19 protein-coding genes are annotated in these 21,816 nt (G+C 66.3%); 4 read left to right on the forward strand and 15 right to left on the reverse strand.

All coding sequences use genetic code 11. The features are described 5' to 3' along the window. Positions 1-25 precede the first annotated feature (25 nt). Together ACX80X_RS15910 and ACX80X_RS15915 are read right to left on the reverse strand one after the other, a co-directional pair. Positions 26-778 (reverse strand): MIP/aquaporin family protein, encoded by a 753-nt coding sequence (locus ACX80X_RS15910; protein ID WP_252598929.1) that lies wholly within the window; start codon positions 776-778, stop codon positions 26-28. A gap of 94 nt (positions 779-872) precedes the next feature. After that, positions 873-2,684, reverse strand: coding sequence for a glycerol-3-phosphate dehydrogenase/oxidase (locus ACX80X_RS15915; protein ID WP_374209939.1), 1,812 nt, complete (start codon positions 2,682-2,684; stop codon positions 873-875). Positions 2,685-2,808: 124 nt separating this feature from the next. On the opposite strand from ACX80X_RS15915, the gene ACX80X_RS15920 reads away from it, so the two are divergent. The 4 genes from ACX80X_RS15920 to ACX80X_RS15935 are packed head-to-tail and all read left to right on the forward strand — an operon-like array spanning position 2,809 to position 6,677. Next, complete coding sequence (locus ACX80X_RS15920; RefSeq protein WP_252598883.1) at positions 2,809-3,783, forward strand: sugar-binding transcriptional regulator; 975 nt, start codon at positions 2,809-2,811, stop codon at positions 3,781-3,783. A gap of 10 nt (positions 3,784-3,793) precedes the next feature. Then, positions 3,794-4,663: an aldo/keto reductase gene (locus ACX80X_RS15925; protein ID WP_252607994.1), complete on the forward strand. Its 870-nt coding sequence runs from the start codon at positions 3,794-3,796 to the stop codon at positions 4,661-4,663. Between the two features lie 11 nt (positions 4,664-4,674). Then, positions 4,675-5,604 carry an alpha/beta fold hydrolase gene (locus ACX80X_RS15930; protein ID WP_252607995.1) on the forward strand — a complete coding sequence of 310 codons (930 nt, stop codon included), beginning with the start codon at positions 4,675-4,677 and terminating at the stop codon, positions 5,602-5,604. Further along, a complete protein-coding gene (locus ACX80X_RS15935; protein WP_459312604.1) occupies positions 5,601-6,677 on the forward strand; it encodes a glycosyltransferase family 4 protein in 1,077 nt (358 codons plus the stop codon). Before ACX80X_RS15930 ends, ACX80X_RS15935 begins: the two co-directional genes overlap by 4 nt. A 22-nt stretch (positions 6,678-6,699) precedes the next feature. On the opposite strand, the gene ACX80X_RS15940 is transcribed toward ACX80X_RS15935, so the two are convergent. The 13 genes from ACX80X_RS15940 to pyrR form a co-directional block, all read right to left on the reverse strand. Further along, the gene (locus tag ACX80X_RS15940) at positions 6,700-8,862 is read right to left on the reverse strand and encodes a primosomal protein N' (RefSeq protein ID WP_459312606.1); all 2,163 of its coding nucleotides are present in this window, start codon (positions 8,860-8,862) and stop codon (positions 6,700-6,702) included. A gap of 11 nt (positions 8,863-8,873) precedes the next feature. Then, positions 8,874-10,109: a methionine adenosyltransferase gene (gene metK, locus ACX80X_RS15945; protein ID WP_252598888.1), complete on the reverse strand. Its 1,236-nt coding sequence runs from the start codon at positions 10,107-10,109 to the stop codon at positions 8,874-8,876. Between the two features lie 78 nt (positions 10,110-10,187). Next, the gene (gene coaBC / locus ACX80X_RS15950; RefSeq protein ID WP_252598889.1) at positions 10,188-11,438 is read right to left on the reverse strand and encodes a bifunctional phosphopantothenoylcysteine decarboxylase/phosphopantothenate--cysteine ligase CoaBC; all 1,251 of its coding nucleotides are present in this window, start codon (positions 11,436-11,438) and stop codon (positions 10,188-10,190) included. 29 nt (positions 11,439-11,467) lie between these two features. After that, the gene (gene rpoZ, locus ACX80X_RS15955) at positions 11,468-11,728 is read right to left on the reverse strand and encodes a DNA-directed RNA polymerase subunit omega (protein ID WP_056340218.1); all 261 of its coding nucleotides are present in this window, start codon (positions 11,726-11,728) and stop codon (positions 11,468-11,470) included. 39 nt (positions 11,729-11,767) lie between these two features. After that, positions 11,768-12,340, reverse strand: coding sequence for a guanylate kinase (gene gmk / locus ACX80X_RS15960; RefSeq protein WP_252614589.1), 573 nt, complete (start codon positions 12,338-12,340; stop codon positions 11,768-11,770). A gap of 48 nt (positions 12,341-12,388) precedes the next feature. Further along, positions 12,389-12,706, reverse strand: a complete 318-nt coding sequence (mihF, locus tag ACX80X_RS15965) for an integration host factor, actinobacterial type (protein ID WP_168223552.1) — start codon at positions 12,704-12,706, stop codon at positions 12,389-12,391. A gap of 111 nt (positions 12,707-12,817) precedes the next feature. After that, positions 12,818-13,690, reverse strand: a complete 873-nt coding sequence (gene pyrF, locus ACX80X_RS15970) for an orotidine-5'-phosphate decarboxylase (protein ID WP_252598891.1) — start codon at positions 13,688-13,690, stop codon at positions 12,818-12,820. Next, positions 13,683-17,027 carry a carbamoyl-phosphate synthase large subunit gene (gene carB / locus ACX80X_RS15975; RefSeq protein WP_252607997.1) on the reverse strand — a complete coding sequence of 1,115 codons (3,345 nt, stop codon included), beginning with the start codon at positions 17,025-17,027 and terminating at the stop codon, positions 13,683-13,685. The genes pyrF and carB overlap by 8 nt, the downstream gene beginning before the upstream one ends. Further along, a complete protein-coding gene (gene carA, locus ACX80X_RS15980; RefSeq protein ID WP_459312638.1) occupies positions 17,027-18,301 on the reverse strand; it encodes a glutamine-hydrolyzing carbamoyl-phosphate synthase small subunit in 1,275 nt (424 codons plus the stop codon). Before carA ends, carB begins: the two co-directional genes overlap by 1 nt. Beyond that, entirely contained in the window at positions 18,282-18,803 is a 522-nt protein-coding gene (locus ACX80X_RS15985) for a PH-like domain-containing protein (protein ID WP_252598893.1), read from the reverse strand. The genes carA and ACX80X_RS15985 overlap by 20 nt, the downstream gene beginning before the upstream one ends. Then, positions 18,803-20,149, reverse strand: a complete 1,347-nt coding sequence (locus tag ACX80X_RS15990) for a dihydroorotase (protein ID WP_252598894.1) — start codon at positions 20,147-20,149, stop codon at positions 18,803-18,805. Before ACX80X_RS15990 ends, ACX80X_RS15985 begins: the two co-directional genes overlap by 1 nt. After that, complete coding sequence (locus ACX80X_RS15995; RefSeq protein ID WP_252598895.1) at positions 20,149-21,168, reverse strand: aspartate carbamoyltransferase catalytic subunit; 1,020 nt, start codon at positions 21,166-21,168, stop codon at positions 20,149-20,151. Before ACX80X_RS15995 ends, ACX80X_RS15990 begins: the two co-directional genes overlap by 1 nt. Next, on the reverse strand, positions 21,165-21,752 hold the full coding sequence (pyrR, locus tag ACX80X_RS16000) for a bifunctional pyr operon transcriptional regulator/uracil phosphoribosyltransferase PyrR (RefSeq protein ID WP_252598896.1): 588 nt from the start codon (positions 21,750-21,752) through the stop codon (positions 21,165-21,167). The genes ACX80X_RS15995 and pyrR overlap by 4 nt, the downstream gene beginning before the upstream one ends. Positions 21,753-21,816: the final 64 nt, after the last annotated feature.

Raw genomic sequence — 21,816 nt, forward strand, 5'->3', positions numbered from 1 at the left:
TTTTGTGTGTGTTTGAAAATGGTTACTAGCCGGCGACGGCAGGCATGATCGCGGGAACCCAGAACGCCACCAGGCCGGCAAGGCTACCGCCGACCAATGGCCCTACGACGGGGATCCAGGAGTAGGCCCAGTCACTGGAACCCTTGCCCTTGATGGGCAGGATGGCGTGGGCGATGCGGGGCCCGAGGTCGCGGGCCGGATTAATGGCATAACCCGTGGGTCCACCCAGGGATACGCCGATGCCCACCACGAGCAGTGCCACCGCCAGCGGCCCCAGGCCCGAGGGCGTCCCGCCGAACGTCAGGATAACGAATACAAGGACAAACGTGCCGATGATCTCCGTGATCAGGTTCCAGGGCGTGGAGCGGATGGCCGGACCGGTGGAAAACGTCGCCAGCTTGTTGGCTTCCACGGGTTCGGCATCGAAGTGCTGCTTGTATGCGACCCAGCAAAGGACAGCACCCAGGAAGGCGCCGAGCAGTTCGCCACCGAAGTAGGTGAACGTGGACGCGACATCCACCGGGACGTCCGGAGCATACTCCTTGCCGCCCTTAACCAGTAGGCCCAGCGTGACGGCCGGATTGAGGTGGGCGCCGGATTTGGCGGCAACGAAAACACCCGCGAAGACGGCGATCCCCCACCCCCAGGTCACCATCAGGAACCCGCCGCTGTTGCCTTTTGTGCCCTTCAGGGCAACGTTGGCAACGACGCCGCAACCCAGCAGGGTGAGCATCGCCGTTCCGAAGACTTCGGAAAGAAAAACAATTCCAAGAGACATCATTGACTCCTCTATTTTCTATTGTGCGGTCCTTCGCGGGTTGAAGGACCGTTGAACCGGAGCGCTTTGACGCCCCGGCTGCAGCCTGGTCTGCCTAGGCGACCAGGCTGTGGATCTGTACGCGGTGGAATCGCTCCAGTACTTCCCGCGCATGCTTGATCTCGTCGGTCTTGGCTGTGGCATCCCAGCCCAGCGGGGCGGACAGGACGTCCGCAACCTCGACAAGAAGTTCTCCGGTGACAAGTCCACGGAAGGCGAGCGACGTACGCCTGATCAGGACATCGATGAGGTGCCCGATCTGCTCGTTCCGGGCCATAAACTCCAGCTCACGGACGCTGAGTTCACGGGTGGAACGGAGCAACCTGTCCGGGCCGGCATCAAGGTAGCGGATCACGTCGTCAGCCCTCGTGCCGTAGCGGGTCAGCAGGACGGCGGAGCGGTCCGCGTCCCGGCCGGCACCCATATGAGCCTTGATCCATTTCTGGACTCCGGCGTCATCCTCGGGGAAGCCGGCGCCGCCTCCGATGGCGAGTTTCGCCGTCGAGACCTTCCGTTCCATCCTCAGCTCGGCAAGCACATCATTTGCCATGTGCTCGGCCAGAGCCCGGAAAGTGGTCCACTTACCGCCCACCAGGCTGAGTACGACGGCGGTTCCTGCGCCGGGTGCCCCGGCAGCCGGGGTGCGCCGTTCAATCCGGTAGTCGCGCGAGACAAACCCCGGCTGGGTGGCGTCGTGGCGTGGCAGCGGGCGGACACCGGAGAACGTGTAGACGATCTGGTCACGCTGCACGGTGATGTCCGGGAAGACGTGGCCGATCAGGTTGAAGAAGTACTCGATCTCCTCATCCGTGCACACTGCGTCCTGCGTCATGTCGGCAAGGACGTCAGTGGTTCCCACCAGGACCCGGTCGCCCATGGGATAGATGAGGACGATCCGGCCGTCCGTGTGCTCAAAGAAGATCTCCCGGCCTTTGCAGGCCTCGAGCAGGACCGGGTGGTCCAGCACAATGTGCGATCCCTTCGTGCCGCCCATAAAGGCCGACGCCGCCCCCATGGCTTCGTTGGTCAGGTCCACCCAGGCGCCGGTGGTGTTGACGATGACGTCCGCGGTGAAATCAAACAGCTCGCCAGTCAGTTCGTCGCGGAGCTGGACCGTGGTGCCGGACTGTGCGGCAGCCCCGCCGAGCGAATGGAGTGCGAGGTAGTTGCTCGCCCGTGCTGTTGAGCTTTCCGGTCCGCCGCTGCCTTGCCCCGCTTTTTCGCCGTCCTGGAGCACATCGAGCGTAAGGCGCTCGGGGTTGTGGACCGAGGCGTCGAAATAGGTGGCTGCGTATTTGATGCCGGGATGCAGCTGCGGCAGCTCGGCGAGGGCACGCTTGCGTCCGCGGAACTGGTGGCGCTGCACGGAGCCGCCGTCCCGGGAGAACGAGTCGTACATACTCAGGCCCAGTTTGATCAGGAAGGCGCCGCGCTCTTTGGGCTTGCCCTGCTGCTTGTGCGTGAGGAACCGCAACGGTGCGGACAGGACGCCGGAAAAAGTGCTGAAGATCGGGATGGTGGTCTGGAGGGGCTTCACATAATGCGGCGCGATCCGCAGGAGGCGGTTGCGTTCCACCACGGATTCGCGGACGAGGCGGAATTCCCCGTTTTCCAGGTAACGGATGCCGCCGTGAATCATATGGGAGGACGCGCCGCTGGCACCCTGGCAGTAATCGCCACGCTCCACCAGGGCCACGTCCACTCCCTGCAGGGCGAGGTCCCGGAAGGTTCCCACGCCGTTGATGCCACCGCCGATGATCAACACCTTGGCGTGCGGACGATTCCGCAGACCCTGCACCGATACGCGCGGCACGGTGCTGTGGGCGGGCGTGGCTCCGCTGTGGCCGAATGTATGTTTGAGTCCCAACACTGCTCCTTGGGTTTATTGGCGTGCGGGCATCCGCCGGATGCACCGTCGTTCTTCAACTATTGTTTGGAGTAATGGAAAATGGAGTCAAGCACTATGCACAAACGTGCAGAATGGAGTCCGAATGACGCTCTCCCGGCACTCAGATGCGCTTCGGGCTGCACAGATGTATTACCTCCAGGACCTGACGATGGACGCGATCGCCCGGGAATTGCGGACATCCCGGTCCACTGTTTCGAGGCTTCTGTCGGCGGCCAGGGACACTGGACTGGTCCAGATCCAGATCCGCAACCCCCTTGATACGGGCCCCGAACTCGAAAGCATGATCCGGCGCGAGTACAACGTGGACGTGCACGTTGTTCCGGTGCTGGAGTCCTTGAACGAGGCGGAAACACTGGACCGCGTGGCCATGCAGGCTGCACGCACCATCGGCCCGCTGGTGGATTCCAATGCGATCATTGGCATCGCGTGGGGTTCCACGCTCAGCGCGGTCAGCAGGCACCTCACCCGCAAGATCACCCATGACACCGTTGTGGTGCAGCTGAACGGCGCCGGAAACATGCACACCACCGGTATCACCTACGCCAGTGACATCATGCGCCGCTTCGGAAGCGCCTACGGAGCCCGGGTGGAACAGTTCCCCGTTCCGGCGTTCTTTGACCACGCCGCCACCAAGACCGCCATGTGGAATGAGCGCAGCGTGCAGCGGATCCTGAACCTGCAGGCCAGGATGAGCATCGCAGTCTTCGGCGTCGGATCCGTGGACGCGGACTACCCCAGCCACGTCTACGCGGGTGGGTACCTGGACGAAAGCGACCTCAAGGTGCTGGCCCATTCAGATGTGGTGGGTGACGTCGCCACGGTGTTTTTCCGGCGTGACGGATCCTCTGACGGCATCGTCCTGAACGAACGCTCCACCGGTCCGGCGCTCTCCCAGCTGCGCCAGGTCCGGCGTCGAATCTGCGTGGTCTCCGGGGCATCGAAGATCAACGGTCTGCGCGGTGCCCTCTCCGCCGGCCTCGCCACCGACCTGATCTTGGATGAAGCCACCGCCCGCCGCCTGGTGGGCTTTGGCGGTGCCGCCCGGCCCAATGGGTAAAGTCAATGCTATGAAAACCTCACCCCGCCTCAGCCTCAACAACGGCGTGCTGATCGACCAGTTGGGATTCGGGCTGTACAAAGTTCCGGCAGCGGAAACATCCGGCCTGGTGGCCACGGCCCTCGGCACCGGATACCGCCACTTTGACACGGCAGCGATGTACGGCAACGAAACCGGCGTGGCGCGGGGGCTCGGCCCCGCCATGGATTCCGAAGGCAGAAGCGGCGGCTCCGGGGAATCCTCGCCCGGCCTGCGGCGCGAGGACGTATTCATCACCACGAAGGTCTGGAACGATGACCAGGGGTACGACTCAACCCTCCGTGCCTTCGATACCTCCATGGTCAACCTCGGCCTGGACTACGTGGACATGTACCTGATCCACTGGCCCTGCGCCAAGCGGGATCTGTTCACCGACACATACCGCGCCCTCGAAACGTTGTACCGCGAAGGCAAAGTCCGGGCCATCGGCGTCTGCAACTTCCAGCCCACGCACCTGGACCGGCTGCTCGAGAGCGCCGAAGTGGTGCCCGCCGTGAACCAGATTGAACTGCACCCGTGGCTCCAGCAGGCGGAGCTGAGGGACAAGCACCACGCCCTGGGCATCCGGACGCAAGCCTGGAGCCCCCTGGGGCGCGGGCACGTGCTGGCGGATCCCGTGGTGCTTGCCCTGGCCGCCGAACATGGCCGGACTCCTGCCCAGATCATCCTCCGGTGGCATGTCCAGCTGGGAAACATCGCCATCCCCAAGGCAAGCTCCGAGGCCCGGATCCGGGAAAACCTGGACGTCTTCGGCTTTGACCTGTCAGACCGCGACATGGCAGCCCTTGCCGAGCTTGACCGCGGTCAGCGCACCGGGTCCCACCCCGACAACGTCAACTAGGACCGAGGGTCATGAAAACCGCCGATCATCAGCCATCCCCTGTGCCCTCCTTCTTCAGCGCCGGGTTGGCCGCCCGCACCCAGGCCGCCGACATCGTGATTAACGGCAGCACCGTGGCGTACTGGACTTACGAACCGATCCAGGCCACACCGGACACCCGCACCATCCTGGTCATCCATGGTTTCCGCGGCGATCACCACGGCCTGCTCCGGGTTGCAGACCAGTTGCCGGAAATGCGCATCATCATGCCGGACCTGCCGGGGTTCGGCAGCTCCGCCGCGTTCGTGTCCGGGAAACATTCGGTGGAGCAGTACGGCACCTTTGTCACCGACTTTATGGCGGCGCTCGGCCTCGGCCCGGACACCGTGCTGTTGGGGCACTCCTTCGGCTCGATCGTCGCCGCCCATTTTGTCGCCACCCACCCGGGTACCGTCACACCGCTGATCCTGATCAACCCCATCGCCATGCCTGCCCTGGAAGGCCCCAAGGGCATCATGACCAAGCTGGCCGTCCTCTATTACCGGCTGGCGGCCCGTCTCCCCCGCCCGCTGGGACTGGCACTGCTGCGCAGTCCGCTGATCGTCAGGGTCATGAGCGAGGCCATGGCCAAGACCGGCAACAAGGACCTGCGCCGTTTCATCCACGGCCAGCACCACGCCTACTTCAGTGCGTTCGCCGACCGGGAAAGCCTCCTCGAATCGTTCACGGCGTCCGTGAGCGGCCACGTGGCAGAGGTTGCCGGGAAACTGACATTGCCGGTGCTCCTGGTCGCCGGCGAAAAGGACGAGATCGCCACCCTGCCGGACCAGCACCGCCTCGCCGCGCTCCTTCCGGACGGCGTCCTCAAAGTCATTCCCGGCGTCGGCCACCTCATCCACTACGAAACGCCCGGACCGGCCGCCGGCTTCATCCGCAGCTTCCTTAAGGACCACCCCGCGTGAAGATTGTTATCGATGCACGATTCACCCGGACCGACCACCACGACGGCATCAGCCGTTACGGGGCCAGCCTCATCGCCGCCACGGCGAAGGTGGCCGAGGTTTCCATGCTTATCAGCGACACGCGCCAACTGGCGCTGCTCCCGGATGTTCCGTACACGTTGATAAACAGTCCGCTGTCCCCGCTGGAGCTGTTCGTGGCCCGCAGGATCAACCCGCTGGGGGCAGACGTTGTGGTGTGCCCCATGCAGACCATGGGCAGTTGGGGGCGCAAGTACGGCCTGGTCCTGACCCTGCACGACCTCATCTACTACGAGCACCCCGCTCCCCCGGGATTCCTGCCGGCACCCGTCCGCGTGCTCTGGCGGCTCTACCACAAAGCGTTCTGGCCGCAGCGCGTCCTCCTCAACCGGGCGGACACTGTGGCCACCATCAGCCGGACCACGGAAGCGCTGATGGCCAAGTACCGGCTCACCAAAAGGCCGGTGCGGATCATCAGCAACGCCCCGCAGCCCGCGCAGGAACCGCGCGACCCTGCCACCGGGGCGGACCATTCGCTGGTGTACATGGGCTCGTTTATGCCCTACAAAAATGTTGAAACAATGGTGGCCGGCATGTCCGAGCTGCCTGATTTCACCCTGCACCTGCTGAGCAGGATCACCGCCGAGCGCCAGGCCGAGCTGGAGATCATGGTGCCGCCGGGTGCCACGGTGGTCTTCCACAACGGGGTCACCGATGACGAATATGCCGTCCTGCTCAAGCGCGCCACCGCACTGGTGAGCCTCTCCCGCGCCGAAGGCTACGGTCTTCCCCTGGTGGAGGCCATGGCCCTCGGCACGCCGGTCATCGCCAGCGACATCCCGATTTTCCGCGAGGTGGGCGGCGACGCGGCAACCTACGTTGATCCCGCATCCCCGGCAGAGTTCGCCGCGGCCGTGCAGAAACTGCGGGACGACGCCCTCTGGCAACAGGTGTCCCGGCGTTCCGTGGCACGTGCGCAAGGGTTCAGCTGGGACGAATCCGCGCAGCAGCTGGTGGACGTGGCCCACGACATCATGGCGCGGCGCAGCCGCTGACTGATGCCGGCAGAGGAAGCCGCTAGAGGACGTCCACGCCGTCCAGCCTGACCTGGACCGGTTCCGTGGTCCTCTTGGCGGCGGCCGCAGCCTTTGTTGCACGTAACACCCGGGTGACAGTGGCTGCCTGCCCGTATGCGAAGAACAGCAGGGTCCGGGCGTCCTCCCCGGCCCCCGCGGCACCTCCGGCACTCCCTGCTCCCCCGATGGCCGCTGGACCGGTGAGGACCAGCGGCGCCGGTCCCGCGGTCCGCAGCGTCACGCCGGCGGCGGCCAGCTCCTTCTCCACGGTCCCGGAAAAATGTACGACGGCGGCCCGGGGGCCGGTGACCGAGGCAATCCTGACCGCCGGCGGCAGCTGGAGTTCCATCCGGAGTTCCAGCTCGCGCCGGGCGTACCCGGCCGGGTCCCACCGCAGCAACGCGCCAACAGCAACACTTTCCGTCGCGGTGATTACCACCAATCCGCCGTCGGACGCCGGGCGCACCAAAGCCGCGGCGTTGAACCAGCGGCGGACCGTGTCTTCCCCGGCGCGGAGGTTCTCCCGGCGGAGCAGGGAGTCGCCGTCGAGGAGCAGCGCCGCTGCGTAACCGCCTTCCGCCACGGGCTCGGCCCCGACGGTGGCCACCACCAAGGCCTTGGCGCTGCCAACGCCGGCCTTGATGTTGCCGCCCGAGGACGTAATGACGGTTTTTCCGGGAAATGCCCTGCCCAGCTCTTCGGCTGTGCGCAGGACGCCCGTGGCGCCCTTACGGAGCTTGTGCCCCGCGCAATGGGCACACTGCCACTCCGGCGCCGGCGTGGAACACCAGCGGCATTGCGGGACCGCAGAACTGCCGGTGGCTCCGGCCAGGGCAAGGGGACCCTGGCAGGCCTGGCAGCGGGCGGGTGCGCGGCACGTCTCACAGACGAGCGACGGCGCGTAGCCGGCGCGGGCCACCTGCACAAGGACGGGCCCACGTTCCAGCCCGTCCTTGGCAGCCCGCCACGCGGCACCGGGAAGCCGCGCAACCAGGGCCAGGGGGTCGCGTTCCTGTTCGAAGCTGTCCGCCGTGTTCAGCACCCGGGGCACGGTCCGCCGTGCGAACGCCCGATCGGCCTCAACGGGCATGGCCCAGCCGGCCTCCACCAGCCGCTGGAGTTCCGTGCTCCTGGAATGACCGGCCATGAGGCAGGCTGTGCCTTCCAGGTCCGCGCGCAGCAGCAGCACGTCGCGGGCATGGGCGTACGGGGCGCGCTGTTCGATGTGGAGGTCATCGCCGTCGTCCCAGCAGGCAACAAGGCCCAGATCCCGGACCGGGGCAAACGCTGCTGAGCGCGTGCCGATGGCTACGCGCGCGGACCCGGCAAGGAGGCGCAGGAAGTTCCGGTAGCGGGGGGTGGGCCCGTCGTCGGATGTCAGGCGGGCGATATCGTCGGCGGGCAGCACCGCCAGGAGCGCCTTTTCCAGCTGGTCCAGGTCCCGGTAGTCCGGCACCACCACCACGGCGCCGCGGCCGGAGGCACGGACTGCTGCCACGGCCGTTGCAATCAGTTGCGGCCAAGCTGCCGGGCCGAATCCCTGAAGCGGGTTGAAGACCGCCCGTGGGGATCCGCCGTCCCTCAGGTGGCGGACAAATGCCGGGCCGTTGCGGTAACCGGCCCAGTCTGCTTCTATCCCGGCAGGGACGTCCTGGCCGGTCAAAGCCCCGGCATCGGTCGGCAGGTCCGGTGACGCCGGCTCTGCTGACGGCAACGAGAGGAAGTCCTTCTCGAGCCTCGCCATGCGCGGAGGCACCGCGACGCGAAGGACGTCACTGACCGTGCCCGCATACCGGGCCGCGACGGCGGACACCAGATCCCGGACAGCCGGCGTCAGGACGACGACGGGAGAGACCACCTTCTGCAGGGGCACCAGGGTGTGGCCGGCGTCGGATTCTTCAGTCCGTTCAATGATGAACCCGGACAGGTCCTGGCCGTTGAAGCTGACCTTTACCCGGACGCCGGCCTGTGCGGCCCCGTCCAGTTCGGCCGGCACGCTGTAGTCGAAAGGCCGGTCCAGATGCGGCAGCGGCGTCTCCACGAGGACCCTGGCCACCGGAAGGTGCGCGGCCAGCGGGGGCCCGGACGGCCTGGCCTTCGCCGGGAAGCCCTGCAGCAGCGACAACTGGACGGCGCCGGGAGGGACAGACTCATCAGAGGCCATGGCGGACTGGCCTACGCGTTGAAGAAGGCCTTCAGGTCCTCCACCCGGTCCAGGCGCTCCCAGGTGAAGTCGGGATCGTCACGGCCGAAGTGTCCGTGCGCGGCGGTCTTCGCGTAGATGGGACGCTTGAGGTCCAGGGCATCGATGATGGCACGCGGGCGGAGGTCGAATATCTCCGCGATGGCGGCGCTGATCCTGGCCGGGTCCACCGTCTCGGTGCCGAAGGTCTCGACGTACGTGCCCACGGGGCGGGCCTGGCCGATGGCGTAGGCAATCTGGATCTCGGCGCGCTTTGCCAGTCCGGCCGCCACGACGTTCTTGGCAACCCAGCGCATGGCGTAGGCAGCGGAACGGTCCACCTTGGAGGGGTCCTTGCCCGAGAAGGCGCCGCCGCCGTGGCGGGCCATGCCGCCGTAGGTGTCCACAATGATCTTGCGTCCGGTCAGGCCGGCGTCACCGACGGGCCCGCCGATGACAAACTCACCGGCCGGGTTCAGGATGTTGGCAGCCCGGGAAATGTCCAGGTTGGCTGCAGCCAAGACGGGCTCAATGACAAAGGCGGCGAGGTCCGCGCGCAGCCGGTCCAGGCTGGTGCCTGCGGCGTGCTGGCTGGAGATGACGACGGTTTCGACGGAGACCGGGACGTCCTTGTCGTAGCCGATGGTGACCTGGGTCTTGCCGTCGGGGCGGAGATAGGACAGTTCGCCGGACTTGCGTACCTCGGTGAGGCGTTCGGACAGGCGGTGCGCGATCCAGATCGGCACCGGCATGTAGGACGGGGTTTCGTCGCTCGCGTACCCGAACATCAGGCCCTGGTCGCCGGCGCCCTGGAGGTCGTAGTCGTCCTCCTGGCGGCCTTCGCGGGCTTCGAGGGAGTTGAAGACACCCCCGGCGATGTCGTTGGACTGCTGTCCGATGGAGACGGACACGCCGCAGCGGGCACCGTCAAAGCCGTTGGCCGAGGAATCGTAGCCGATGCCCAGGATGGTTTCCCGGACGATCTGCGGGATTTCGACGTAGGCGTCGGTAGTGACCTCACCGGCAACGTGAACCAGGCCGGTGGTGGCCATGGTCTCCACGGCGACGCGGGACTCGGGGTCCGCGGCGAGCAGTGCATCCAGGATGGCGTCACTGATCTGGTCGCAGATCTTGTCCGGGTGGCCTTCAGTGACCGACTCGGACGTGAAGAGCCGGAGGGCGGAGGGCGTGGCCCCGTGGGTGTGGGGAATGTGCAGCGGTAAAGTCACTCAACTACCTTACTGGTTGGGAATCGGACGTCCGGCGGCGTGTGTCCCCGTGCTAAGGAAACGGTGCGTGGCTTTCGGTCAGGCGCGTGGCGAAACGTGGTTCAGCTCATAGCCGACCCGCGTGATGACGGCGGCCGAGACCTCTGTTTTGGTTCCGGCGGCCAGTTGTGGTTCGGCGCCGGAGCGGGCAAGGATGACTACCGAGTTGCTGTCCTGGCCAAAAACCTTGTCCGATCCCACATGATTGACCACCAGGAGATCGCAGCCCTTGCGCTTGAGCTTTGCCTCCGCGTAGGTCAGGACGTCGCCCTGGCCGTCACCGGTCTCTGCCGCGAAGCCCACAATCAGCTGGCTCCGGCGGCTGGCATGGTTTTCGGGAGCGTGGTCCCGGACCTCGACCAGTTCCTGGAGGATGTCCGGGTTCCTGACCAGGGAAATGACGGGGTCCGCGGTGTCATCACGTTTCTTGATCTTGGTGCCGGAGATCTCCGCGGGGCGGAAGTCCGCCACGGCCGCAGCCATGATCACGACGTCGGAATCCGCCGCGGCTGCCAGCATGGCCTCGCGCAACTCCAGCGCGGTCTCAACGGTCACGACGTCGACCCCTGCTGGCGCCGGAACCTCCATATGGGCGGCAACCAGGCGGACCGTGGCACCCGCGTTGCGGGCGGCGACGGCCAGCGCCACGCCCTGCTTACCGGAGGACCGGTTGCCTAGGAAACGGACGGGGTCCAGCGGTTCCCGCGTTCCGCCTGCACAGACTGTGACGGTCCGCCCGGCCAGCGGAAGCTGGTAATCGGACTGGCCCTGGGCGAGTGCCATGGCGGCGTCGAAGATGGCTTCGGGCTCAGGCAGGCGGCCCGGACCGGAGTCGGTGCCGGTGAGCCGGCCGCTGGCCGGTTCCAGGACGGCCACTCCCCTGCTCCGCAGCGTTTCAACGTTGGCGCGGGTGGCGGCGTGCTGCCACATCTCCGTGTGCATGGCGGGGGCAAAGAGTACCGGGCCGCTGGCCATGAGCAGCGTGTTGGTGAGGAGGTCATTGGCTTGTCCGGTGGCCGCGCGAGCCAAAAGATCGGCCGTCGCGGGCGCCACCACAATGAGGTCGGCCTCATGGCCGAGCCTGACGTGGTTGACCTGGTGCACGTCGTCGAAGACGCTGTTGCTGACCGGGTTCCCGGACAGGGCCTCCCACGTGGCGACACCCACAAAGCGGGTGGCTGCCTCGGTGGGAATCACCGTGACATTGTGGCCGGCTTCAGTAAAAAGCCGGAGGAGCGATGCGACCTTGTAGGCCGCAATCCCTCCCCCGACTCCGAGGACTATGCGCACGTGACCTCCGTCAACAGGGCAGTCTGAACTTACTCTGCGGCTTCGATCGGCGTGGAAACGAGCTTGCCTTCGTTGATTTCGCGCAGGGCGATGGACAGCGACTTCTCGTTCAGCTTGGTGTCGACCAGGGGGCCGACGTACTCGAACAGGCCCTCGTGCAGCTGGGCGTAGTAAGCGTTGATCTGACGTGCACGCTTGGCACCGAAGATCACCAGGCCGTACTTGGAATCAGCTGCCTTAAGCAGTGAGTCGATCGGCGGGTTGATGATGCCTTCAAGGTTCGTGGACACGAATTCTCCAAATTCTAACGGGCTGGCTGCTACCGGCTACTAGTGCGGGTGCGGGGTCAGCCCCATGAGTGAAACAAGCTCGTCCGCTGCCCGGCGAACGTCATCATTGATGACGGTGTGGTTAAACTCCGGTTCAGCGGCAAGTTCCAGTTTAGCCGTTTCCAGCCGCTGCTGCTGCTCCTGCTCAGTTTCCGTGCCGCGACCCACCAGTCGGCGGACCATTTCGTCCCAGCTGGGCGGCGCCAGGAACACAAACTGGGCGTCAGGAACGGCCTGCTTGACCTGGCGTGCACCCTGCAGATCGATCTCCAGCAGGACGGACCTGCCGGCCGCGATGGCCTCGTCCACGGAACTCCGCAGCGTGCCGTAGGTGTTCTGGCCGTGGACTACGGCCCATTCCAGGAACTCGCCGGCCGCAACGAGCGACTCGAACTCTTCCATGGACTTGAAGAAGTAGTGGACGCCATCCTGCTCACCGGGCCGCGGAGCGCGGGTGGTGGCCGATACGGAAAGCCAGACTTCGGGGTAGTTATCCCGGATGTAGGTGGACACGGTGCCTTTGCCAACAGCCGTCGGACCAGCGAGGACTGTCAGTCCCGGTTTCTTGCTCACGTATTCCTTTGCGGCGGAGTTTGGGTTCGGGCGCCTCTAGGAAACGCCCTATTTCTCGTCTATAAAATCTACCAGCGCCTGGCGCTGGTGAATGCCCAGCCCGCGGAGACGGCGGGATGCCGCTATGCCCAACTGCTCCATAATGGCTGCAGCCCTGACTTTTCCGATGCCCGGCAGGGCCTCCAACAGCTCCACCACCCGCATCCGGGCCAGGGCGTCATCCGCGGCGGCGGCACCGATAAGGTCCGCTGCCGACGTCTTGCCGTTTTTGAGGCGCTCTTTGGCGGCCGCCCTGGCGGCCCGCGCGGCGGCCGCCTTGTTCAGGGCCGCCGCGCGTTCCGAAGGAGATAAGGGTCGCAGGCTCATGGAGGACACCCCCGGATTCATCGGCTGAGTCCAAGGCGACCGCCGTTGGACTTGTCCTGAAACCTACCCCTTGGTGGGCGGTGAATCAATGGATGCCAGCATTGAGGGCGCCTATTTGCCGATGAGCCCCTCAAGAGTGCGCAACGCAGCATCACGGAGACCCTGGGTCCCTGGACCGGCAGCCAGGATATCCCGGCTGGACGTCCCCAGGACCTGCGGGTACGCCGCCCCGAAGGTTCGGCGCAGGTCTGCCGGTGTGGCACCCTGGGCGCCCAGTCCCGGGGCCAGGATGGGTCCACGGACCGCCGGGAGGTCCAGGTGCAGGTCAGTCAACGCTGACCCCACAGTGGCGCCGACGACGAGTCCAACGGACCCCAGGCCGCCGGCATAACGGCTGTTCTCTGCCGCTGCCGCCTCGACGATCCGCCGGGCCACGGAGTCGGCTCCGCCCACATGCTGCACGGAAGCCCCCTCCGGGTTGGAGGTCAACGCCAGGACAAATACGCCCCGGCCGTAGTCCGCTGCCAGGTCAAGCGCCGGGCGGAGCGACTCAAACCCCAGGTACGGGCTAAGGGTCACGGAGTCGGCAGCCAGGGACGAGCCGTCCCGCAGCCAGGCGTCTGCGTAGGCAGCCATCGTGGAGCCGATATCGCCCCGCTTGGCGTCAGCAATGGTGAGGACCTGCGCCTGCGTTGCCGCGGCCAGGACCTCTTCCAGGACTGCCATCCCGGCCGAACCGTGGCGCTCGTAGAGCGCCACCTGCGGCTTCACCGCGGCAGCGAGCGAACCGATGGCTTCCAAGACCGTCAGCGAAAACCGCCTCAGCCCTGCGGCGTCGTCGGCGAGTCCCCAGTCCTTCAGGAGTGCCGGGTGCGGGTCAATGCCCACGCACAGCGGGCCGCGGGCCGCCATGGCCGCCCCGAGCCGGGAGCCAAAGGACTCCCGGCCGGCGGGGCTTGATGCGGCGGAACCGGCCTCAGGCATTCTGCGAAACCGCAGACTCGGCCGCCGCGTTCTCCGCAGCTGCCTTCTGGGACGCCACCAGGGCGGCGGCGTGCTCCTGCAGGCTGGTCACTGACCACTCGTAGGTACGCATCGCCTCGATGGCCTGCACCGCCGCGTTGAACTCGGCCACCGTGGTGATGCAGGGGATGCCGATGGAGGTCGCGGCGGCACGCAGGGCGTAGCCGTCGCTGCGGGCCTCGCCGCCGGAGGGGGTGTTGAAGACCATGTCGATCTCGCCGGCGATTACGAGGTCTGCGATGGTGCCCTCACCTTCGGCACTGCTGCCCTCGGCGACCTTGCGGACCGTGCTGGCCTGGATGCCGTTGCGGCGCAGGACGTCGGCGGTGCCGCCGGTGGAGACAATCTCAAAGCCGAGGTCCGAGAGGCGCTTGACGGCCATGATGACCGCCCGCTTGTCCCGGTTTGCCACGGAGACGAAGATCTTGCCTTCAGTGGGCAGGGCGTTGTTGGCTGCTGCCTGGCTCTTGGCGAAGGCGGTGTCGAAGTGCTTGTCGATGCCCATGACTTCGCCGGTGGACCGCATCTCCGGGCCGAGCAGCGAGTCCACTACCTTGCCTTCCGGAGTACGGAAGCGGCTGAACGGAAGCACTGCTTCCTTGACCGAGACCGGCGCGTCGAGCGGCAGCGTGGAGCCGTCGCCGGTTTCCGGAAGCATCTTGTAGGCGGTCCGGAGCTGGTGGATGGTGACGCCCGTGCCGATCAGCGCGGCGGCCTTGGCCATCTGGACGCCCGTCGCTTTGGAGACGAACGGCACGGTGCGGGAGGCACGCGGGTTCGCTTCGAGCACGTAGAGAACGTCTGAGGCCAGCGCGAACTGGATGTTGATGAGGCCGCGCACGCCCACGCCCTCGGCGATGGCGCGGGTTGCCGTGCGGACACGCTCGATCACGTTGTTGCCCAGGGTGATGGGAGGGAGGACACACGCGGAGTCGCCGGAGTGGATGCCGGCTTCCTCGATGTGCTCCATGATGCCGCCCAGGTACATGTCGGTGCCGTCAAAGAGGGCGTCGACGTCGATTTCGACGGCGTCCTCCAGGAAGCGGTCGATCAGCACCGGGTGGTCCGGGGTGATTTCGGTGGCGTTGGCGATGTACCGGGAGAGGTTCGGCTCGTCGTAGACGATTTCCATGCCGCGGCCGCCGAGCACGTAGGACGGGCGGACCAGGACAGGGTAGCCAATCTCGTCGGCGATCTTCTTGGCGTCGTCGAAGGAAACAGCGGTGCCATTCTTCGGGGCGATCAGCCCGGCATTGTCGAGTACGCGGGAGAACTCGCCGCGGTGCTCGGCGAGGTCGATCGCTTCCGGGGACGTGCCCAGGATGGGGACGCCGGCGTCGGCCAGCTGCTGTGCCAGCTTCAGCGGCGTCTGGCCACCGAGCTGCACAAAGACGCCCATTACGCCGCCTGTGCGTTCCTCGGCGGCGATGACCTCGAGGACGTCCTCAAGGGTCAGCGGCTCGAAGTACAAGCGGGTGGAGACGTCGTAGTCGGTGGAGACGGTCTCCGGGTTGCAGTTGACCATAACGGTCTCATAGCCGGCCTTACGCAGCGCCATGGAGGCGTGGACGCAGGAGTAATCGAATTCGATGCCCTGGCCGATGCGGTTGGGGCCGGAACCGAGGATCAGGATGGACGGCTTGGAGTGCAGCGCAATCTCGTCCTCCTCGTCGTATGACGAGTAGTGGTACGGGGTGTAGGCGGCGAACTCGGCGGCGCAGGTATCCACCGTCTTGTAGACCGGACGGATCCCGAGGGCCTGCCGGACACCGCGGACCACGGCTTCGGGGTTGTGCGTGAGGGCGCCGATCTGCTCGTCCGAGAAGCCGTGGCGCTTGGCGCGCTTGAGCATCTCCACGGTCAGGGATCCGGCCTTCCGGATCTCGTGGGAGATCTCGTTGAGCAACTGGAGCTGGTCCAGGTACCAGGGGTCGATCTTGGTGGCTTCGAACAGCTGTTCCACGGTGGCGCCGCCGAGCAGGGCACGCTGGACCTGGTGCAGGCGTTCCGTGGTGGGCCGCTTGGCCTTCTCGATCAGCTCCGGGACTTCCCATTCGGGGACGGAGGTGAAGTCCAGCTGCGAGCCCTTCTGTTCCAGGGAGCGGAGCGCCTTCTGCAGCGCTTCGGTGAAGTTGCGGCCCATGGCCATGGCTTCGCCCACGGACTTCATGGTGGTGGTGAGGGTGTCATCTGCGGCCGGGAACTTCTCGAAAGCGAAGCGCGGAACCTTGACCACCACGTAGTCCAGGGTGGGTTCGAAGGACGCCGGGGTCTTCTGCGTGATGTCGTTCGGGATCTCGTCCAGTGTGTAGCCGAGGGACAGTTTGGTGGCGATCTTGGCGATGGCGAAGCCCGTGGCCTTGGACGCCAGGGCGGAGGACCGGGACACGCGCGGGTTCATCTCGATGACCACTACCCGGCCGGTGTCCGGCTCGATGGCGAACTGGATGTTGCAGCCGCCGGTGTCCACGCCCACCTCACGGATGACGGCGATGGAGATATCGCGCAGCCGCTGGTATTCACGGTCCGTCAGCGTCAGTGCAGGTGCCACGGTGATGGAGTCGCCGGTGTGCACGCCCACGGGGTCGAAGTTCTCGATGGAGCAGACCACCACGACGTTGTCGTTTTTGTCGCGCATCATCTCAAGCTCGTATTCCTTCCAGCCGAGGATGCTCTCTTCAAGCAGCACTTCGCTGGTTGGGCTGTACTGCAGGCCCTGGCCGACGATGCGGCGGAGGTCATTTTCGTTGTAGGCCAGGCCGGAGCCGAGGCCGCCCATGGTGAATGAGGGCCGGACCACCATCGGGTAGCCGAGGTCCTCGGCCGCGGTGAAGGCCTCGTCCAGGGTGTGGATGATGTGGCTGCGGGCCGATTCGGCCCCGCAGCGTTCCACTACGCCCTTGAACTTTTCGCGGTCCTCGCCGAGCTCGATGGCGGCGATGTTCGCGCCGATGAGCTCTACGTTGTACTTTGCCAGCACGCCGTTCTTGTCCAGCGCGATGGCCGTGTTCAGCGCAGTCTGCCCGCCCAGGGTGGGCAGGATGGCGTCAGGGCGCTCCTTGGCGATGATCTTCGCCACCACCTCGGGGGTGATGGGCTCGATGTAGGTGGCATCGGCGAACTCGGGGTCCGTCATGATGGTGGCCGGGTTCGAGTTCACCAGGATGACCCGCAGGCCTTCCTCCTTGAGGACACGCAGTGCCTGGGTGCCGGAGTAGTCGAACTCAGCGGCCTGGCCGATGACGATCGGGCCGGAACCGATGACCAGGACGCTCTTAAGGTCAGTTCTCTTAGGCATTACTTCTTGTCCTCAGTCTTGGAATCGGTGGTGTTCTTGGTGCCGGCTGCTTTTGTGTCCGCCATCAGGTCGATGAAACGGTCAAACAGGTAGGCGGCGTCGTGCGGGCCGGCCGCGGCTTCCGGGTGGTACTGCACCGAGAAGGCGGGTATGTCCAGGCACGCGAGGCCTTCGACGACGTCGTCGTTAAGGCTGATGTGGCTGACCTCAACGCGGCCGTATCGCTCCTCGGGAGCCTGCGTGGCGCCGTCGAGCGGTGCGTCCACGGCGAAGCCGTGGTTCTGCGAGGTGATCTCCACTTTGCCGGTGCGGCGGTCCAGGACGGGCTGGTTGATGCCGCGGTGGCCGTAGCGGAGCTTGTACGTCCCAAAGCCCAGGGCGCGTCCCAGGATCTGGTTGCCGAAGCAGATGCCGAAGTACGGCAGTTTTTCGTCCAGGACGGAACGCAGCAGCTTGACCTGGGCATCGGCCGTGGCGGGGTCGCCGGGGCCGTTGGACATAAAGAAGCCGTCCGGGTTGACGGCCTTGACGTCCTCGAGGGTGGAGGTTGCCGGCAGGACATGGACGCGGACGCCGCGCTCGGCGAAGCGGATGGGGGTCATGGCCTTGATGCCGAGGTCGATCGCGGCAATGCTGAAGCGCGGCTCGCCGTCCCAGCCGTGGTCCTTGGGGTCCACCACGTAGGCTTCGCTGACGCTGACTTCCTCGGCCAGGCGGGCGCCTTCCATCGGGGCGCTGGCCAGGACCGCGTCAACGAGTTCCTTGTCCGTGGCCTTGGCGGCCGCACCCGAGAAGATGCCGGCGCGCATGGTCTTGTGCTCACGCAGGTGGCGGGTGATGGCACGGGTGTCCACGCCCTGGATGCCGACGATTCCCTGCTCGATGAGTTCCTCGTCCAGGGAGCGTTCGGAGCGCCAGTTGGAAGGGCGGCGGGCGGCGTCGCGGACGATGTAGCCGGCCACCCAGATGCGGCGGGACTCGGCGTCCTCGCTGTTCACACCAGTGTTGCCGATGTGCGGCGCGGTCTGCACCACCAGCTGGCGGGCGTAGGAAGGATCGGTGATGGTTTCCTGGTAGCCGGTCATGCCGGTGGCGAACACTGCCTCGCCCAGGGCAGTGCCCTGCGCGCCGTAGCTGGTGCCGCGGAACATGCGGCCGTCCTCCAGGACGAATACCGCCGGTGTGGGAACCGTGGTGGAAAGGGCTGCTGGTGCCGCAGTCTCTGCTTTTGTTGTCGCTGTTTCTGTCACTGTCTTACTTTCCACTCTGGGGATCCGCCTGGGGGGCTGCGGCGATCAATTGCTGAAGGGAGTCATAGAGGGCGTCCTTGTCGGCGGCCCGGCGGGTCCGGAAGCCCGTGTCGAGTTCGTGCGTTCCAAGGTCCCAGGTGAGGACCAGGAGGCCGTCCTTCTCCACGAATTTGCCGGCCATTCCGCTTTCCTGCCGGACGGCGGTGAGGCTTCCGGCCGGGATGTAGAGCGCCGGGGCACCGGTTCTGTCGAAGAGGACGCCGTGCGGGTACACGCTAAGGACGGCATTGGTCCGGATGCCAAGCCGGTGTACCGCGATGCGGTCCAGCCAGTCTCCGGCGGTGGTGGACGCAACGTACTGGCCGTCGGCCCCGGCGAGCGGCACCCCGGGCGCCTGTGGCACGTCGGGCAACCGGCCGACGTCGGCCTGCCGCCTGAGTCGGTTGCGCCAGCCTACCCAGATCATCAGCAGGACGACGGCGATGAGCGCGGCCGTGATGAGGCCGGTGAGTAGTTTGGTGTCCATCAGGAGGCGCCTGCCGCGGACGGTTCGCGGTACGGCGTGTTGAGCTGGCCGTCCAGGACGGTGGGGTGGCCCTTGTAGAACGTGGCCACCACCTTGCCCGGCAGCTCCAGGCCGGCGAACGGGGAATTGCGGCCCATGGTTGCCATCTTGGCTGGGTCAACGGTCCACCGGGCAGCCGGGTCCACCAAAACAATGTTGGCGGGTTCGCCGGCGTCCAGTGGACGGCCCTGGTCCGCCACTCGGCCGATCAGGGCCGCCGCGGTGGAAGTCACGCGGGCGAAATCGGCCCAGGTCATGAGGCCGGTTTCGATCATGGTGTGCTGGACCACGGACAGCGCGGTTTCCAGCCCGGTCATGCCCATCGCGGCCTGCGCCCACTCGCATTCCTTGTGCTCGCTCGGGTGCGGGGCGTGGTCGGTGCCCACCACGTCAATGGTGCCGTCCGCCAGGCCGGCGCGCAGTGCCTGCACATCTGCATCCGTCCGCAGCGGCGGGTTGACCTTGTACACAGGGTTGTAGCTGCGGACCAAGTCGTCGGTGAGCAGGAGGTGGTGCGGGGTGACTTCGGCGGTGACGTTGATGCCGCGTTCCTTGGCCCAGCGGATGATCTCCACGGAGCCGGCGGTGGAGACGTGGCAGACGTGCAGGCGGGAGTCCACGTGCTGCGCCAGCAGGACGTCACGGGCGATGATGCTCTCCTCGGCCACCGCCGGCCAGCCGGTGAGTCCCAGGACGGCGGAGACGGCGCCCTCGTTCATCTGGGCCCCGGCGGTAAGGCGGGGTTCCTGCGCGTGCTGGGCCACCACGCCGTCGAACGCTTTGACGTACTCCAAGGCGCGGCGCATCAGCACCGGATCATGGACGCAGATGCCGTCGTCGGAGAACATGCGGACCTGGGCACGGGAATCTGCCATGGCACCGAGTTCGGCGAGCTGTTCGCCGGCCAGGCCGACGGTCACGGCGCCGACGGGACGCACGTCCACCCAGCCGGCCGCGCGGCCCAGGCTGTGGACCTGTTCCACCACACCGGCTGTGTCCGCCACCGGGTTGCTGTTGGCCATGGCGTGGACCGCGGTGAAACCGCCCAGGGCGGCGGCGCGGGTGCCGGTCTCCACGGTTTCGGCATCTTCGCGGCCGGGTTCGCGCAGGTGCGTGTGCACGTCCACCATGCCGGGCAGTGCCACCAGGCCGGCGGCTTCGATGACGGCGGCGCCGTCCACGTCTGGGTGGGTGGCAGCGGCTGCGCCCCGGGCGGCGATGACGCCGTCACTGATGAGCAGGTCCTCGGCCCCGGCGCCCAGGATTGATGCACCGCGGATCAGGTAGGTTCCGTTGTTCTCTGCCATCAGTTGCTCTCCTTGGTGGAATGGTTGCGGGTCGCGCCCGCTGTGGCGGCTGGTTCGCGGGTATCCCCGGAGAGCAGCAGATAGAGGGTGGCCATCCGGACCGAGACGCCGTTGCGGACCTGTGCAAGCACAGTGGAACGGGGCGAGTCGGCGGCGGCGGAGGAAATCTCCAGGCCACGGTTCATGGGTCCGGGATGCATGATGATGGTGTCCTTCAGTCCCAGGCTGTCCAGCGCCCGGAGCCGGTTGTCATCGAAGCCCCAGCGGCGCGAGTATTCGCGGGTGGACGGGAAGAACGAGGCGTTCATCCGCTCGCCCTGCACGCGCAGCATCATCACGGCGTCCACACCCTGCGCCAGGGTGTCATCCATGTCGTAGCTGACCTTGCACGGCCAGTGTTCGACGCCGATGGGCAGCAGGGTGGGTGGCGCCACAAGGGTGATTTCGGCGCCGAGCGTGCGGAGCAGCCAGACGTTGGAGCGGGCCACGCGGGAGTGCAGGACGTCCCCGGCGATGGCTACGCGCATGCCTTTGAGGTCCGCCCCGGTCGAGGCAGAGCCGGCCAGCTGTGACCAGTGCCGGCGCATGGTGAAGGCATCCAGGAGGGCCTGCGTGGGGTGTTCGTGGGTGCCGTCGCCGGCGTTGATGACGGCGGCGTCGATCCAGTCCGTCGCGGCGAGCCGGTGCGGCGCGCCCGAGGCCCAGTGGCGGATCACGACGGCGTCCGCGCCCATGGCTGCCAGCGTTTGGGCCGTGTCCTTGAGGGATTCGCCCTTGGAGACGGAGGAGCCCTTTGCGGCGAAGTTGATGACATCGGCGGACAGCCTCTTGGCGGCCGCTTCGAAGGAGATCCGCGTGCGGGTTGAGTCTTCGAAGAAGAGGTTCACCACGGTGCGGCCGCGGAGGGCCGGGAGCTTCTTGACTTCGCGGTCCCCGACGGCAGCCATTTCCTCGGCGGTGTCGAGGATGCGGATGGCGTTGGCCAGGCTGAGGTCTTCAGTGGAGAGGAGGTGTTTCACGCGCCGCCCTCGATAACCACTTCGTTGACTACGGAACCGTCGGCTGCGGTGTCGGTTTCCTCCAGGCGGACCCGGACCTTCTCGGCGGACGAGGTGGGCAGGTTCTTGCCCACGTGGTCGGCGCGGATGGGCAACTCACGGTGGCCGCGGTCGATCAGCACAGCGAGCCGGACGATCCGGGGACGGCCGAGGTCGATGATGGCGTCAAGGGCGGCACGGATAGTGCGGCCGGAGTACAGGACATCATCGATGAGCACCACAACCTTGTTATCGATTCCCGTTCGCGGGAGCTGTGTGGGGTACGGCGGCCTGGTGGGCTGGTGGGAAAGGTCATCGCGGAACATGGTGACGTCCAGCTGCCCGACAATGGCGGTGGCGTCCACGGTGGCGTCCGCGGCCGCAATCTTGTGTGCGAGGCGGACGGCCAGCGGGTAGCCGCGGCGCGGAATGCCCAGCAGAACCAGGTCCTTGGACCCTTTGTTGGCCTCAAGGATCTCGTGGGCGATTCGAGTGAGTGCACGGTCGATGTCCGCCTGGTTGAGGACAACCCTGGCTGGAACCGGTGCGTTTGTGACAGAAGTCAAACTCTCGTCTCCCCTTTCCCCGCCTCACGGGACGGAATTAAAAAAGGATCATTTGCGTCTCAAA

This window comes from Pseudarthrobacter sp. MDT3-1 (assembly GCF_054510755.1).

Excerpts from the sequence above, each read along its gene's own strand:
- ACX80X_RS15910 (WP_252598929.1), bottom strand. The coding sequence starts at position 778 with ATGTCTCTTGGAATTGTTTTTCTTTCCGAAGTCTTCGGAACGGCGATG.
- ACX80X_RS15920 (WP_252598883.1), top strand. The coding sequence starts at position 2,809 with ATGACGCTCTCCCGGCACTCAGATGCGCTTCGGGCTGCACAGATGTAT.
- ACX80X_RS15925 (WP_252607994.1), top strand. The coding sequence starts at position 3,794 with ATGAAAACCTCACCCCGCCTCAGCCTCAACAACGGCGTGCTGATCGAC.
- ACX80X_RS15930 (WP_252607995.1), top strand. The coding sequence starts at position 4,675 with ATGAAAACCGCCGATCATCAGCCATCCCCTGTGCCCTCCTTCTTCAGC.
- ACX80X_RS15940 (WP_459312606.1), bottom strand. The coding sequence starts at position 8,862 with ATGGCCTCTGATGAGTCTGTCCCTCCCGGCGCCGTCCAGTTGTCGCTG.
- mihF (WP_168223552.1), bottom strand. The coding sequence starts at position 12,706 with ATGAGCCTGCGACCCTTATCTCCTTCGGAACGCGCGGCGGCCCTGAAC.
- pyrF (WP_252598891.1), bottom strand. The coding sequence starts at position 13,690 with ATGCCTGAGGCCGGTTCCGCCGCATCAAGCCCCGCCGGCCGGGAGTCC.
- carB (WP_252607997.1), bottom strand. The coding sequence starts at position 17,027 with ATGCCTAAGAGAACTGACCTTAAGAGCGTCCTGGTCATCGGTTCCGGC.
- ACX80X_RS15985 (WP_252598893.1), bottom strand. The coding sequence starts at position 18,803 with ATGGACACCAAACTACTCACCGGCCTCATCACGGCCGCGCTCATCGCC.
- ACX80X_RS15990 (WP_252598894.1), bottom strand. The coding sequence starts at position 20,149 with ATGGCAGAGAACAACGGAACCTACCTGATCCGCGGTGCATCAATCCTG.